The following is a 14,095-nucleotide window of genomic DNA, read 5'->3' as shown; positions in this document are numbered from 1 at the left end:
CTGCCCCTTCGCGTTTTGACGGACTGCTTTAGCCCCGCTTTTCCTGCACCTTCAGCGGCAGCTCCACAATGAAGGTACTGCCGGTACCGAGCTCGCTTTGTACGCTGATGTCGCCATTCAGTATTGAAGTGACGATGTTGTAGCAGATATTCAGGCCAAGGCCGCTGCCGCCCTGCCCCAGCTTGGTAGTAAAGAAGGGATCGAAGATGCGTTTCAGGTTTTCTTGCGGAATGCCGACCCCGTTGTCTCTGAACTCTATCCTGACAAAACCCGGTTCAGCCATCCGCGCGGACAAGCACATGCGCCCTGGTTTGCTGTCGTCAAAAGCATGCAGCAGCGCATTGTCGATCAGGTTGGTGACAACCTGGCCCAGGGAGCCCGGATAGCTGTCCATGGCGATATGCGGCGGAACATCCAGCGATATCACCTGGCCGGATTGACCTATGCGCAAATTCAGCGTGGCGATAATCTCCTGCATGACCTGGTGCAGGTCAAACACGCGGCGCTGCTCGGAGGTACGGTCCACCGCTACCTGCTTGAAGCTGCTGACCAGCGTGGCAGCACTGGTCAGGCCCCGCATCAGGATCGCTGACGAAGTCGTGGCATCACTGCAGTAGGCATTCAAATCGGAGCGCTTCAAACCCTGCCCGTCCAGCTTGGCCGTCAATATCTTGGTATTCTCGGCCAGCGTACTGGCGACCAGCAGGCAATTGCCTATAGGCGTATTCAATTCATGCGCGACACCCGCCACCAGCGAGCCTAGCGCCGCCAGTTTTTCCTGCGCCACCAGTTGCGCCTGGGTTTCTTTCAGCAAGCGGTAAGCATTGGCATTGTCCACGGCAATCGCCCCATAGGCGCACAGCGTACGGAAGATCAGGCGTTCACGCTCGCCATACGCATGCTGCTCGGACGATTGTATCGTCATCACACCCAGCACACGGTCGGAGATCGTCAATGGCGCAAACAGCAGGCTCAGCGTTGCCTCCGTGCCCGGCACCAGGTTAGGATTTTTTTCGCCGGGATCGATCTCTATCATGATCTCCTTCTGCTCACGCACGCAGCGGCCGGAGTTGGAGTTGGGATCGGACATGGAGATGCGGTTGACCGGCAGCGGCTGCCCGTTTTCCACACCGAATGCGGAGGTCAGGTGCTGCCTGTCGGTATCCATTAGGTAGATGACGAACGAAGTCACATGCAGCAGCCCGTGCACATGCCGGTTCAGCGCCTGGAATACAGCAACCAGATCCAGGTTGGCGGTGATCTCCTGGCCTATCGCTCCCAGCCTTTCCAGGCTGGCGCTGGTTTGCTGCAGCACCTCGGCGCGCTTGGCTTCGGCGATCGCCAGTTGCCGGTGGTACTCGCCTTCGGCACGCATGCGCTCGGTCTGGTGGCTGACCTGCATCGCGGTGGCGCGGTTGCTCGCTTCCTGGTTATGGGTCTTGTCGCGTGCCGCGATCGCCAGGCGTCCGACGACAAAGGCTTCCTTGAAATCGCCCAGCGCTGCATGGGCATCGGCGATGGCGTCCAGCAAACTGCCGGGTATCGTATAACCCTTGATGACCGCTGCCACATCCAGTGCCTGCTGCAGGTAATGCAGGGGGGCGCTAGGCTCGCTCATATCCTCAGGCGGCGGCAGGGTGTGGCGTGCATGGATCGCGGCCAGCACCTTCAATACATCGATCTGCCGAAAATTGTCCTTACTGCGCTGCGCCAGGGTCAGCGCCTCTTGCGCGATCGCCAGCGCCTGCTCCGGCAAATCCCTCTCGGACATGGCATGTGCCAGGCCGCGCCGCGAACCGATCTGGAAATCCACCTGTGACAGCGCATCTGCACGCTGTTTCAATTGCTGGAAACTGTTCAGCGCCAGTTCAAAATCCCCGCAATCGAGCGCCAGATCACCCTGGTAGCGCAGCGCCATCAGGTAATTGCGCGAACCGACCAGCGGCGTCAGCAAAAACAGCGCTTCTTCCAGAAGTTCCTGCGCCGGCGCCAGGCGTCCCAGGCGGCGCAAGGTTTCCGCCATCTGAGTCAGGCACAGGCCTATGCTGGCCGGCCAGCCGGTGGGCCGCGCCAGATCATGGCTGCGCTGCATCCACACCAGCGCTTCCTGGTGGTCGTTCAGGCTATTGAAAGCATCGCCTACATTGGCCGCAGTATGAATGGCGCGGCGAAGCTGGCCGGTAGCCAGTGCCGCCTCATAGGCGCGCATGCCATGTGTGAGGGCCTTGGCAAAATCGCCGGACAGCCCGGCAATCTGCGACAGGAATTCATGCACGGTGACTTGCAGCGCAAGGTCCGGGTCGGAGCGGTCTGCAAAAAAGCGCTCGCCCCAGCGCAATGCAGCTCCGTGCACGTCTTTCACCGCGACATTGAATGCCAGGCCTCCTTCGGCCAGTTCTTCACGCACCTTGTCTCCCGCCTCGCGTGCATAGGAAGCGGCCGCCTCCATTTCACTGGCGACACGCAGCGGATTACCAAGACTGACGACGATAGAACCCAGCAGAAAATGCGCGTCGGAACTGCCCAGGCGATCGTCCAGCAGTTGAAATTCATGCACGGCTTGCTCAGCCAATTGCCGGGCATCCTCCAGATCGGCAAACAGCCACTTGGCCTCGCCATGGACCAGCGAAAGCCTGGCACGCAGGCCGCGCCGCTGCGATTCCGGCAAACCCGAGGTGGCCAGCAGCGCATCGGCTTCTGCCGCCAGCGCAATCGCCCGGCGGGTGTCGCGCTGACGTACATACCAGGCCAGCGTCACCAAACCATGCAGGCGCGCATCACCTTCCAGAGTGGGTAGACCCCCCTCCAGTTGAAGCACATCCTCGTTGGTGACGAACATTTTCATTTATCTGCGCGCCTGGCAGGCAATCAAGAGCGGATTAATTGGACAGCACTATCTTGTACTGCATGGGCAAGAGCGGATAGCCGAGTAGCCGGCATCGCCTGACATCATCAGGCATCAAATAGCCAGCTCCACCCGGTTTCGCCCTTTATCCTTGGCGATATAAAGTGCCGCGTCAGCCAGGTGAATCAGGCCGTTAAAGCTGATCTGCTGCCCCTGCGCGATCACGGCTACACCCATGCTCAACGACGTCGGAACGTCTCCCGCATCGGTCGTTACAGGTTTATTGCAAATGGCTAGCCTGACCCGCTCGGCGATCTCGGTCGCTTCAATGGCGTCACAACCCGGCAAAACGATCAGCAGCTCTTCTCCGCCATAGCGGCCCAGCGAATCATAGGGCCGCAGCACGGCCGAAATCCTGGCAGCGGCCTCGCGCAAAACCATGTCGCCGGCCAGATGGCCGAAGTCGTCATTAATGCGCTTGAAGTGATCAAGATCCCCGAAAATAATCGCAAATGAATGCTTGTTCCTTTGATGGCGGGTCAATTCCTTTTGCAGGATCTCCAGAATCGTGCCGCGGTTGTAAAGCCCGGTCAGCGCGTCGTGGCTGGCCTTGATGCGGAGTTTTTGCTCAAGATCTGCAATACGGCGGCCGGCGCGCACGCGAACCTGCAGTTCATCGATGTTGAAAGGCTTGCTGATAAAATCGTCGGCGCCGGCATTCATCGCTTCCACAATGAATTCAGTTTCGCTTTTACCGGTCAGCATGATCATATATACATAGCGGTCCTTGACGCTTTCGCGTACGACGCGGCAGACATCAATGCCATCCATGCCGGGCATCATCCAATCTATGATCGCGAGCATGGGCGCATCCGGGCTTTGCAGAATTTCGCAAGCCTGATTGCCGTCACTGGCGGTCACTACTTCGTAGTCCCACTCTTCCAGAACGGCTTGCAAATACAAGAGAGAAATCGGCTCATCATCCGCGATGAGTATTTTCATTGTATATCTCCCGGAACTATCCGCTCCGTTGTTTTCCCAGCCTGGCATCCGCGCCTGCTGCTTGTCATTGAACCCGGCGCCGCTCTGGCGGCCCTTACCGCCGGCGTGTTTCTCTGGCTGTCAGATATTGCCTCATTATTACGGCAACAGCCAGTAAAGCGTTGCAATCCTATCGCCTGCCGCGAACACCCTGCAAAGCATAACGGCTTGCAGACATTCCTGCGCCCGGCTGCTCAAGGCCGGTAGATTTGTTCCCAGAATCATACCCTTGCCGAATATTGCATGCGAGAAAAAAATTCTTACGAAATGTTACTTCTTTCATATTAATCCTTATTCCCGGCACAATATCCGAAATTCCAATAAAAAATGGGGCAGCCATTTCTGGCTGCCCCATTTTTATTTGTTTAATCCAGATCAGGCAAACGCCTGAAATTGATTAGAACAGGTGACGGATACCTGCGCTGAACAGGGAATCTGTGCCGCCTTTAACGCCAGCGTTGTAAGCAACGTTTGCGTCGTTAGTAGTACGGGAGTACGAAGTGTACAGGTTAGTACGCTTGGACAAGGCATACAGGTAACCCAAAGCGTATTGCTTAGCGTTAGCGTTAGCCAGGTTTTCGTCTTTCACACGTGTGTAGTCAACCAGGAAAGAGCTTGCGCCGAAAGGTACAGATGCACCGATCATCCAGATACGCTGTTCTGTTTCTGTCAGGTTTGTCAGGCTTGTGGAACCTTTCAGGTTTTCGTAAGCTGCGTGTGCCTTAGCTACGCCGAAATCGTAAGTACCGCCGACGAACAATTTCTTGCCTGCGCTAGCAGAAGCCAGACCCAGGTTGCCGTTTGCATCGTTAACTTTTTCGTATGCGATCGCTGCGTACACAGGACCAGCAGCGTAAGTACCGGAAACGCCCAGGGTACGGTTTGCTGTGTTGTTACCAGCAACTTCGCCGAATGCGTATTGAGCGCTACCAGTGAAGCCGCTCAGGTTTGTTGTTGTGTAAGTTACAGCGTTGTCACGACGTGAGCCTGTTTTGAACAGACGGTCGATGTTACCAGCCAGACCCAGGGAGAAAGGATCTACTGTTTCGCTGATGGTGTAAGTGATGGATTTTTGACGACCCAGGTTCACGGAACCGAAGTCACCGGACAAACCAACATAAGCTTGACGACCGAAAGACAGACCGCCTTGATCGTATGTACCTGTGTCTTCTTTGATGCCGCTTTCCAATACGAAGTTGGCTTTCAGACCGCCGCCCAGATCTTCAGTACCTTTGAAACCCAGACGGGAACCGTTTTGCAGGCCGCTGTCTTGACCCAGTTTAGCACCGGCTGGAGCGCCGTTGTCATCGCGGGAGATACCAGCATCGATCAAACCGTAAACTGTTACGGAAGATTGTGCAAAAGCTGCACCGGAGAAAGCGCCCAACAAGGCAACTGCGAGTAGTGATTTTTTCATTTATAGATTCCAAAAAAAATTGAAATTTGTTTCATGCCGAAAATATATTGCTTAATCGACATCGATAAGTTAGCAGGTCTCAAAAGCCTTGAATCCGGATTACAGACCCAACGACGAATTTCACTATACCTGCGGAAAGTGACAACTTGATGAATTGTCCAATGCTTGTCAAAGCACTCTGACAGATGTCGTCAAAAAAATACAATAACGATATCTCATTAACATATAACAAAATTATCAGAGACTTTACCCAAACGGCTTCGCATTATAGTCAAAAATCAAAAATGGTGCAGAGCATTAACAAAATGTAGTTAAGGACAAAAATTTCAAGTGCCTAAATACAAATTAATTTCGTCTTTACCAATGACAGTGACTGATTTTGAAAGAAAAAGTTCCAATGCTGTGGAAAGTTTGCAATGCAACAATAAAGTGCATAGACAGAAATGAGACGATCTTTTTTGGTGCAATCAGGAAATTAAGGCTGGTGAAAATGCGTGTCTCTTATCAAATGATAAGTGCATTCCATTTTGCGTGCAGAGCTTCTATTCAATACTTTCCCAGGCGTTTTTCTTGCCTGAAAGCATGCGCGCATAGGCCCGTGACATGTACCAGGTCGTCATACCGGCGCAGGCAAAAAACAGTTGCCCAAGCGCAAGCATCAACACGGAGTGGTCCAGTATCGGAGCGACCACGCCGGCCACAATCGCGCCCAGCACGGTCACAGAAAATGACTGGCAAGATGCAACGATGCCCCGTATTGTAGGGAAAAGATCCAAAACCAGCAGCGTCGCGCCGGGAGCCACCAGCGACATGCCGAAGGTGTAAAAGAACAAGGTGATCACCGACCATGGCAACATAGCCGGCAAGAATGCGTGATAGATAAAATTGAACAGCGATGCGCCAATCAGAAAATAAAAACCGGTATTCACCTGCCGCCATACGGTGATTTTTCCAGCCAGGCGATTTGCCGTCAGCGCGCCGAAAAAGATGCCTCCAACCGAAGGCACGAACTGCCAGCCGAACTGATCCGGACCCAGTTTAAGATGCTGGGTAATGAACACCGGAGCGGCCGAAACATACAAAAACAGGCCCGCAAAATTGAAGGCAATGGTGCCGGCCTTCAGGTGAAACAGTGGTGATTTGAACACCATTTTGTAGCTTTGCCACAGAAATTCAGCGCTAAAAGGTTGACGTTTTTCTACTGGAAGCGACTCCGGCAGGCGTTTATAGCAGACCCATAGTAAAACTACTGTATACCCAAATAACAATAAAAAGATGGTCCTCCAGCCCGAAAAAGTGACTATCCAGCCGCCTAAAATCGGCGCAATGGCAGGCGCAATGGAGAAAATCATCGTCACCAGCGACAACAGGCGCTCGGCCGGCGCTCCGGCGTACATATCCCGGATGATGGCTCGTCCGACTACAACCCCGGCTCCGGCCGACACCCCTTGCAGGATGCGAAAGCCCCACAGGTAATGGATGCTGTGCGCGGACGCGCAGCCAAAGGAGGCAACCGCGAACACTGCCAGCGATACCAGGATGATGTTGCGGCGGCCGAATGCATCCGACAGTGCGCCATGCCACAGTATCATCACCGCGAAGGCCAGCATGTAGGCAGTCAGCGTCTGCTGTACTTCGATCGCACTGGCATGCAGGGTGGACTGTATCGCCGGGAAAGCCGGCAGGTAGGTATCGATGGAAAACGGCCCCAGCATCGCCAGGGCTGCCAGCAAGGTTGCCAGCGCGCTGGTGCCGGCCAGCTTGAAAGTGGTGGATGCGGCCGGTTCTGGATTGGAAGACATAATATAAATGAGTGACGCAATAGAGCGCTGCAAGGGGTTTCAACGGGACGGATTGCCCGTCGATCTTTTTATCTATGCGTCCAAATCGGCCTGCCGGCTAAATCCCTGGCATACATCCCATCATACGAACCCGGGCCTGCAAGGAAAGCCCGGTAGAGCAATGGCTGAAACTCATCTGATATCAACCGATAAATACAGTGAGACAAATACAGCGAGACAAGTTCCAGACTAGCAGATTTAATTGATGCCGCCCATGCACAGATATTTGATTTCCAGGTATTCATCGATGCCGTACTTGGAACCCTCACGCCCCAGGCCGGATTGCTTGACGCCGCCGAAAGGCGCAACCTCATTGGAAATCAGGCCGGTATTGATGCCAACCATGCCGTACTCCAGCTTCTCGGCGACACGCCAGACGCGGCCGATATCGCGCGAATAGAAGTAGGAGGCCAGGCCGAAGTCCGTATTATTGGCTGCGGCAACGGCTTCTTCTTCAGTCTTGAACTTGACGACGGCGGCAACCGGGCCAAAAGTCTCTTCCACCATGATCTGCATGCCGTCATGCACATTGGACAGCACCGTAGGCTCGTAAAACAATGAACCCAGCGCACTTTTTTTGCCGCCTGCCAGCACCTTGGCGCCCTTGGATACCGCGTCGGCAACATGTTCTTCCACTTTGGCGATGGCCTGGTCGTCGATCAGCGGGCCCTGGTTGACGCCCTGGTCGAACCCGTCGCCAACCTTGATCTTGCCGGCACCGGCAGCCAGTTTCTCGACGAAGGCATCGTAAATGGATTCATGCGCATAAAAGCGGTTGGTGCAAACGCAAGTCTGGCCTGCATTACGGAACTTAGATTGCAAGGCGCCTTCCACGGCGGCATCCAGATCAGCATCTTCAAACACGATGAAGGGCGCATGGCCGCCCAGCTCCAGTGCCAGCTTTTTGACTGTAGGTGCGCATTGCTTCATCAGGATGCGGCCGACCGGCGTTGAGCCGGTGAAGGACAAATGCCTTACTACTGGGCTATCGCACAAGACCTTGCCCGCTTCTATCGATTTATCCGAATCCGCTGTGATGATATTCATCACACCGGCAGGCAAGCCGGCGCGGTGCGCCAGCTCGGCCATGGCCAAGGCACTCAGCGGGGTCTGCTCTGCGGGTTTGATGACGATGGAACAGCCGGCGGCAATCGCAGGCGCGACTTTGCGGGTAATCATCGCAATCGGGAAATTCCATGGCGTGATCGATGCGCACACGCCTATCGGCTGTTTCAATACCACCATGCGCTTGTCGGTCCAGGTAGATGCCATCACATCGCCAGATACCCGCTTGGCTTCCTCGGCAAACCATTCAATAAAGCTGGCGCCGTAGATCACTTCGCCCTTGGCTTCTGCCAGCGGCTTGCCTTGTTCGGCCGTCATCAGCGCAGCCAGGTCATCGGCATTGGAGATCATCAGGTCAAACCACTTGCGCAGCACCCCTGCCCGCTCCTTGCCGGTCTTTGCCGCCCAACCGGGGAAGGCCAATTGCGCTGCATCAATCGCGGCCTGCGTTTCTTTTGCGCCCATATTAGGCACCTTGCCGACCAGCTTGTGGTTGGAGGGATTGGTCACGTCAAAGCTGCTGGCGGCATCCACCCACAGGCCATTGATGTAGGCCTGGTTGCGCAGCAGTGAGGGGTCTTTGAGCTTGAGGGTTGAGGCTTCTGACATTGTTGTCTCCGGCGTAAGAAGTAAGCCAGTCAGCATAACGCAAAGTGCATAGCTCTGCAGGAAGCGCTTAGTGAATCTTTTTCACGCCAAATAATTGGAGCCGGCCGTACTGTCCAAACAAAACCGGCCACTATCAAGTGGCCGGCGCATGCAAGGCTAAATTCAAAGCCTTACTTCAAGCTTTATTCAGCTACAGGCTTGGGCTTGGCTTCTTCCCTGCGATTAAAACCGGCAACCATGTCAAAGCGGAACAGGCGGCATTCCAGTGCGCCATTGAAGAACGGCGTTTTGCGCGACTCTTTCAGGCGCAACAGCTTGGGCAGGCCCAGATCCGCAGTAAACAGGAAGACGCTCCAGCCGGCAAAGCGCTGCTTCAGCGTGGAACTGAAGGCGCTGAAGAAATCCTTGGCCATATCGTCCGCCTCTACCGTGCTGTCGCCGCGCACGCCGATACGCTCGCCGTACGGAGGATTGGTCAGCAGCACGCCGGGTACGTCGGTGGGCGCCTTGATCTCTTGCGCCTCTATCTGCTTCAGCGGCACTTCAAACTTGATGCCGGCCTTGTTCAGGTTGTTGCGCGTCATGACGATCATGTCGCCGGAAATATCGCTACCGAAAATACTCGGTTCGGTCGGCAGCGGATTGGCCCTGACCGCGCCCTTGATTTCCTGCCACTCATCTTCAGCAAAGCTGGCAAATTTTTCAAACGCGAACTCACGCCGTATCCCCGGTGGAATACCGGCCACCATCTGTGCTGCTTCGATCAGGATAGTGCCTGAACCGCACATAGGGTCAAACAGCGGCACGCCCGGTTTCCAGCCTGAAGTGCGCAGCAGGCCGGCCGCCAGGTTCTCGCGCAAGGGCGCGTCGCCGGTTTCCATGCGCCAGCCGCGTTTGAACAGCGCCTCGCCTGAAGTATCCAGATAGACAGTGAAATTATGCGCATCCAGGAAGCCGACGATACGCATGTCCGGGTTCTTGGTATCGACCGAAGGCCTTTGCGTGAACTGGTCGCGGAAACGGTCGCAGATCGCATCCTTGATTTTCAGCGTGGTGAATTCCAGGCTCTTCAGCGGCGACTTCACCGCAGTGACGTCCACCCGTATCGTGTGGTGATAGCCGAACCAGTCTTCCCACGGCTGCTCCAGTGTCAGGTCGTAGATGTCGTTTTCATTGACATAGCCGGCATGCGCCATGCGCAGCAGCACCCGCGATGCAATCCTGGAATACAGGTTGATGCGGTAGGCATCCTGCAACAAGCCGGAGCAATGCACGCCGCCAGGAACCTGGTTGTGCACTTTCAGCGTCTTGTTCAGTTGCGAGATTTCGTCCAGCTCTTCTGCCAGTGCAGCTTCGAGGCCGCGCGGGCAGGGGCAAAAATAGGAATAGCGTGTCATGGGGGAACCCTTTATCCGTAGTGTGGGGCGATTGAAAAATCCCTCTGGCGTTGTTGCGCCTCCTAGCCGTGCTATCCGCACTGTCTTCGTCGGCGACGCCTAGCCAGAGTAATTTTTCAATCGCCCCTAATTCAAATTTACAAAACAGGCACCATTGCCTGCTCTGACTACTACATACTACAAACTGGTTTCAGAAAAACCAGAAAAACAATTTACTTCTGGAACGCGCGTTCCAGGAAATCCAGCCTGTCCTGGCCCCAATAGCTTTCGCCCTGATACACAAACCAGGGTGCGCCGAATACATTGGCAGCGGAGGCATCATTGGTGAACCTGTCGTATTCCGCCTGCACGCTGGCGGTCTCGGAGGACTTCAGCAAGGCCTTGCCATCGAGTTCGCAATCCAGGGCCAATGCCACCAGCGTATCCGGATCAGCGATATTGCGCTGATCTGCCCACACTGCAGACATGATGGCTTGCGTCAGGCTCATCGCCGCATCGGTACCGTTGGCCAGTTGCGCAGCAATAATCAGTTTAGCCGCAGGATCTGCCGCTACCGGGAAGAAAGTCGGCTGCAAGTTCATCGGCAAACCCAGGAATTCGCTCCAGCGCTGCATTTCCACCAGGCGGTAAGCCTGGCGCTGCGGTGCCCGCTTGGCCAATGGCAAGCCGCCGGAAACGCCGAATATCTTGCCCAGGTCAAAAGGTTTCGCATCTATCTTTACTTCATACTTCTTGGCCAGATCAACAAAGCGCTGATGCCCCAGGTATGACCATGGCGATTGAGGTGCAAAATAATACTCACAAACCTTGGACATGCTTCACTCCTAATATGCGTTTCGGCAAGATGTTAAAACAACAGACGACAAGAGAGACGAACAGATTTAAAACGGTTTCACAATGACCAGAATGACAATCGCCAACAGCATGATCACCGGCACTTCATTAAACCAGCGGAACCATTTATGGCTGCGCTGGTTGCGACCCTGCTCAAATTTTTTCAGCAAGGAGCCGCAGGCGTGATGATAGCCGAGCAGCAAGACGACGATACCCAGCTTGGCATGCATCCAGCCATTGCCCGGCCCCTTGCCTATGCCATAGCCCAGGTAGAGCCATAAACCGAAAATGATGGCAGGCACCGCCAGCATCGTCATGAAACGATACAGCTTGCGCGCCATCAGCAACAGGCGCTCGGATGTATTGGTTTCGTTTTCCATCGCCAGGTTCACGAAAATACGCGGCAGGTAGAACAGGCCGGCAAACCACGAGATGATGAAAACGACGTGCAAAGCTTTAACCCATAACATATTTATCCTTTTATCAAAATCCGCTATACCACCAGGTGAGCTGCAGCGCATTGTCGACGCATTGTCTGCTCAAAGCCTACTCAGGCCCTCACTTCTCCATGCCCAAACACGACATACTTCAATGAGGTCAAACCTTCCAGGCCGACCGGTCCGCGTGCATGCAACTTGTCGTTGGAGATGCCGATCTCTGCACCCAATCCGTATTCAAAGCCGTCAGCAAAACGGGTAGATGCATTCACCATTACCGAGGCGGAATCTACTTCGCGCAGGAAACGCATCGCACGGCTGTAATCCTCGGTAATGATCGCATCCGTGTGCTGCGATGAATAGGCGTTGATATGCTCAATCGCTTCATCCACGCCGGCCACCACCTTGACTGCCAGGATAGGCGCCAGGTATTCGGTGCTCCAGTCCTCTTCGCTTGCCAATGCCAGATGCGGGTAGGCAGCCAATATCTTTGCCGCTGCCGGGTCGCAACGCAATTCCACTTCCTTGCCCGCATACAGGGGCGCCAATTGCGGCAGTACCTGCTCGGCAACGTCCGCTGCCACCAGCAGGGTTTCCATCGTATTGCAGGTGCCATAGCGGTGGCATTTGGCGTTAAACGCCACCTGGACCGCCTTCGCCAAATCCGCCTTGTCATCAATATACACATGGCAGATGCCATCCAGATGCTTGATCATCGGCACTTTGGATTCGCGCATCAGGCGCTCTATCAAGCCTTTGCCGCCGCGCGGCACGATCACATCCACATACTGCGGCATTGTGATCAGCTCACCCACAGCAGCCCTGTCGGTCGTCTCGACGATCTGTACTGCATCCGCAGGCAAACCGGCTCCGGCCAGGCCTTCCTTGACCAATTTGGCCAGCGCCTGGTTGCAATGTATGGCTTCCGAGCCGCCGCGCAATATCGTCGCATTGCCGCTCTTGATGCACAGGCCGGCCGCATCCACGGTCACATTTGGCCTTGCTTCATAAATGATGCCGATGACGCCCAGCGGCACCCGCATTTGCCCTACCTGTATGCCGGTGGGGCGGTATTTCATATTCGATATCTCGCCGATAGGATCAGCCAGGCTGACAATCTGCTCCAGGCCTTCCGCCATGGTTGCAATGGCTTTATCGGACAAGCTCAGGCGATCCAGCATGGCCGGCGCCAGTCCGTTCGCGCGGGCGGCATCCAGGTCTTTTTCATTGGCAGCGCGCAGCGTTGCAGCGTCACGGCGTATGGCGGTAGCGATCAGCGACAGCGCCAGGTTTTTCGCGGCAGTATCGGCCTTGGCCATCGCGCGCGATGCTTTCCGGGCACGCACGCCTACCTCGTTCATGTATTGCTTGATATCCATTTTGCTTGCTTTGACAATAATTTTCTGAAGGGTGCGCTCGCCGTCTCCGGCTGCGCTTCCACCTGATTCCTGTCCCTGGATAAGGGTGCGCCGGCTGGCATTGCTGCAGCCTGTTCAACGGCACCCCACTACTTCATGGGTAGCTCCGGCAAGCCGTCAAACACTGATACTTTTTTACCAAGAATCCATTTCACCAATAGAAATGGCTGCTAAGCTTTCGCGATACGCAGGCTGAGCTGCAACAAGGCATCCCAGGCGTCGCCGGCAAAATCCTTTGCCCGCAAACCCTTGACCATCTTATCGACTTGCGCCGCATCCTGCAGCGCAGCCTCCAGGCTGGACTGGCTGACACGGTGCAGCGCAGGGGCCATCAGCTTTTCGCGCGGTCCCCAGATGCGATATTCCTTCAGCAAAACGCCTAGCGGACGGCCCTGCGTCATGCCGGACTTCAGCTTCAGCAGCGTACGTATTTCTTCGGCCACTGCCCATAGCACCAGCGGCAGAGCTTCACCTTCGCCTTTCAGGCCCTCCAGCATGCGCACCAGGCGCGGCACATCGCCGGTCAGCATCGCTTCGTTCAGCTTGAACACATCGTAGCGGGCCACATTCAGCACAGCATCGTGGATTTGCTCAAAACTCAATTTACCCTGAGGATGCAATAGCGCCAGCTTCTGGATTTCCTGATGCGCGGCCAGCAGATTGCCCTCGACACGGTCGGCGATAAAGTCCAGGCTCTGGCGATCGGCACTCTGGCCCTGCATCGACAGGCGCATGGATATCCAGGACGGCAACTGCGCCCGCTCCACCAGCGGAATATCGATATATACAGCCGCCTGCTGCAAGCTGCCCACCCAGGCCGCCTTTTGCGTCGCCCAGTCCAGCTTGGGCAAGGTGATCAGCGTCAGGTTATCGGGCGACAATTGAGACACATAGTCCTGCAAGGCCTGGCCGCCGTCTTTGCCGGGCTTGCCGGTAGGGATACGCAGGTCGATCAGCTTCTTGTCGCCGAACAGCGACTGCGACTGGTTCGCGGCCAGCAAGGCGCCCCATTTGAAACTACGCTCCACGGTCAGGATGTCACGCTCCAGAAAGCCCTGCTTGCGCGCGGCCCGGCGTATCTTGTCCGCCGTTTCCAGCGCCAGCAAATGCTCGTCGCTGGTGATCACATACAAGGGAGCCAGCGATTTCGCCAGATGGGCGTCAATCGCATCAAAACGCAATTGCATCGTA

11 protein-coding genes are annotated in these 14,095 nt (G+C 55.5%); all 11 read right to left on the bottom strand.

Annotated elements, in window-relative coordinates; all coding sequences use genetic code 11:
• Nucleotides 1-28: 28 nt before the first annotated feature.
• The gene (locus tag IEW12_RS16370; protein WP_188567152.1) at nucleotides 29-2,845 is read right to left on the bottom strand and encodes an ATP-binding protein; all 2,817 of its coding nucleotides are present in this window, start codon (nucleotides 2,843-2,845) and stop codon (nucleotides 29-31) included.
• Nucleotides 2,846-2,959: 114 nt separating this feature from the next.
• On the bottom strand, nucleotides 2,960-3,847 hold the full coding sequence (locus IEW12_RS16365; protein ID WP_188567151.1) for a GGDEF domain-containing response regulator: 888 nt from the start codon (nucleotides 3,845-3,847) through the stop codon (nucleotides 2,960-2,962).
• Nucleotides 3,848-4,016: 169 nt separating this feature from the next.
• Nucleotides 4,017-4,241 carry a hypothetical protein gene (locus IEW12_RS16360; RefSeq protein WP_188567150.1) on the bottom strand — a complete coding sequence of 75 codons (225 nt, stop codon included), beginning with the start codon at nucleotides 4,239-4,241 and terminating at the stop codon, nucleotides 4,017-4,019.
• A gap of 42 nt (nucleotides 4,242-4,283) precedes the next feature.
• Nucleotides 4,284-5,303, bottom strand: a complete 1,020-nt coding sequence (locus tag IEW12_RS16355) for a porin (RefSeq protein WP_188567149.1) — start codon at nucleotides 5,301-5,303, stop codon at nucleotides 4,284-4,286.
• Between the two features lie 542 nt (nucleotides 5,304-5,845).
• Complete coding sequence (locus IEW12_RS16350; protein ID WP_188567148.1) at nucleotides 5,846-7,105, bottom strand: multidrug effflux MFS transporter; 1,260 nt, start codon at nucleotides 7,103-7,105, stop codon at nucleotides 5,846-5,848.
• 237 nt (nucleotides 7,106-7,342) lie between these two features.
• On the bottom strand, nucleotides 7,343-8,818 hold the full coding sequence (locus IEW12_RS16345; protein ID WP_188567147.1) for an NAD-dependent succinate-semialdehyde dehydrogenase: 1,476 nt from the start codon (nucleotides 8,816-8,818) through the stop codon (nucleotides 7,343-7,345).
• Nucleotides 8,819-9,000: 182 nt separating this feature from the next.
• A complete protein-coding gene (locus tag IEW12_RS16340) occupies nucleotides 9,001-10,215 on the bottom strand; it encodes a THUMP domain-containing class I SAM-dependent RNA methyltransferase (protein ID WP_188567146.1) in 1,215 nt (404 codons plus the stop codon).
• A 212-nt stretch (nucleotides 10,216-10,427) separates the two neighbouring features.
• A complete protein-coding gene (locus tag IEW12_RS16335) occupies nucleotides 10,428-11,030 on the bottom strand; it encodes a 2-hydroxychromene-2-carboxylate isomerase (RefSeq protein ID WP_188567145.1) in 603 nt (200 codons plus the stop codon).
• A gap of 66 nt (nucleotides 11,031-11,096) precedes the next feature.
• On the bottom strand, nucleotides 11,097-11,519 hold the full coding sequence (locus IEW12_RS16330) for a CopD family protein (RefSeq protein ID WP_188567144.1): 423 nt from the start codon (nucleotides 11,517-11,519) through the stop codon (nucleotides 11,097-11,099).
• Between the two features lie 80 nt (nucleotides 11,520-11,599).
• Nucleotides 11,600-12,883: a glutamate-5-semialdehyde dehydrogenase gene (locus IEW12_RS16325; RefSeq protein ID WP_268237253.1), complete on the bottom strand. Its 1,284-nt coding sequence runs from the start codon at nucleotides 12,881-12,883 to the stop codon at nucleotides 11,600-11,602.
• A gap of 191 nt (nucleotides 12,884-13,074) precedes the next feature.
• Complete coding sequence (gene holA, locus IEW12_RS16320; protein ID WP_188567142.1) at nucleotides 13,075-14,091, bottom strand: DNA polymerase III subunit delta; 1,017 nt, start codon at nucleotides 14,089-14,091, stop codon at nucleotides 13,075-13,077.
• Between the last annotated feature and the right edge of the window lie 4 nt (nucleotides 14,092-14,095).

Source organism: Parundibacterium terreum, from assembly GCF_014636315.1.
GTDB classification, from domain to species: Bacteria; Pseudomonadota; Gammaproteobacteria; order Burkholderiales; family Burkholderiaceae_D; genus Undibacterium; species Undibacterium terreum.
Note: the sequence above shows the minus strand (reverse complement) of the source record. Positions and strands in the feature narration are given on the sequence as shown.

Excerpts from the sequence above, each read along its gene's own strand:
- IEW12_RS16330 (WP_188567144.1), bottom strand. The coding sequence starts at position 11,519 with ATGTTATGGGTTAAAGCTTTGCACGTCGTTTTCATCATCTCGTGGTTT.
- IEW12_RS16350 (WP_188567148.1), bottom strand. The coding sequence starts at position 7,105 with ATGTCTTCCAATCCAGAACCGGCCGCATCCACCACTTTCAAGCTGGCC.
- IEW12_RS16340 (WP_188567146.1), bottom strand. The coding sequence starts at position 10,215 with ATGACACGCTATTCCTATTTTTGCCCCTGCCCGCGCGGCCTCGAAGCT.
- IEW12_RS16355 (WP_188567149.1), bottom strand. The coding sequence starts at position 5,303 with ATGAAAAAATCACTACTCGCAGTTGCCTTGTTGGGCGCTTTCTCCGGT.
- IEW12_RS16370 (WP_188567152.1), bottom strand. The coding sequence starts at position 2,845 with ATGAAAATGTTCGTCACCAACGAGGATGTGCTTCAACTGGAGGGGGGT.
- IEW12_RS16345 (WP_188567147.1), bottom strand. The coding sequence starts at position 8,818 with ATGTCAGAAGCCTCAACCCTCAAGCTCAAAGACCCCTCACTGCTGCGC.
- IEW12_RS16360 (WP_188567150.1), bottom strand. The coding sequence starts at position 4,241 with ATGGGGCAGCCAGAAATGGCTGCCCCATTTTTTATTGGAATTTCGGAT.
- holA (WP_188567142.1), bottom strand. The coding sequence starts at position 14,091 with ATGCAATTGCGTTTTGATGCGATTGACGCCCATCTGGCGAAATCGCTG.
- IEW12_RS16335 (WP_188567145.1), bottom strand. The coding sequence starts at position 11,030 with ATGTCCAAGGTTTGTGAGTATTATTTTGCACCTCAATCGCCATGGTCA.
- IEW12_RS16365 (WP_188567151.1), bottom strand. The coding sequence starts at position 3,847 with ATGAAAATACTCATCGCGGATGATGAGCCGATTTCTCTCTTGTATTTG.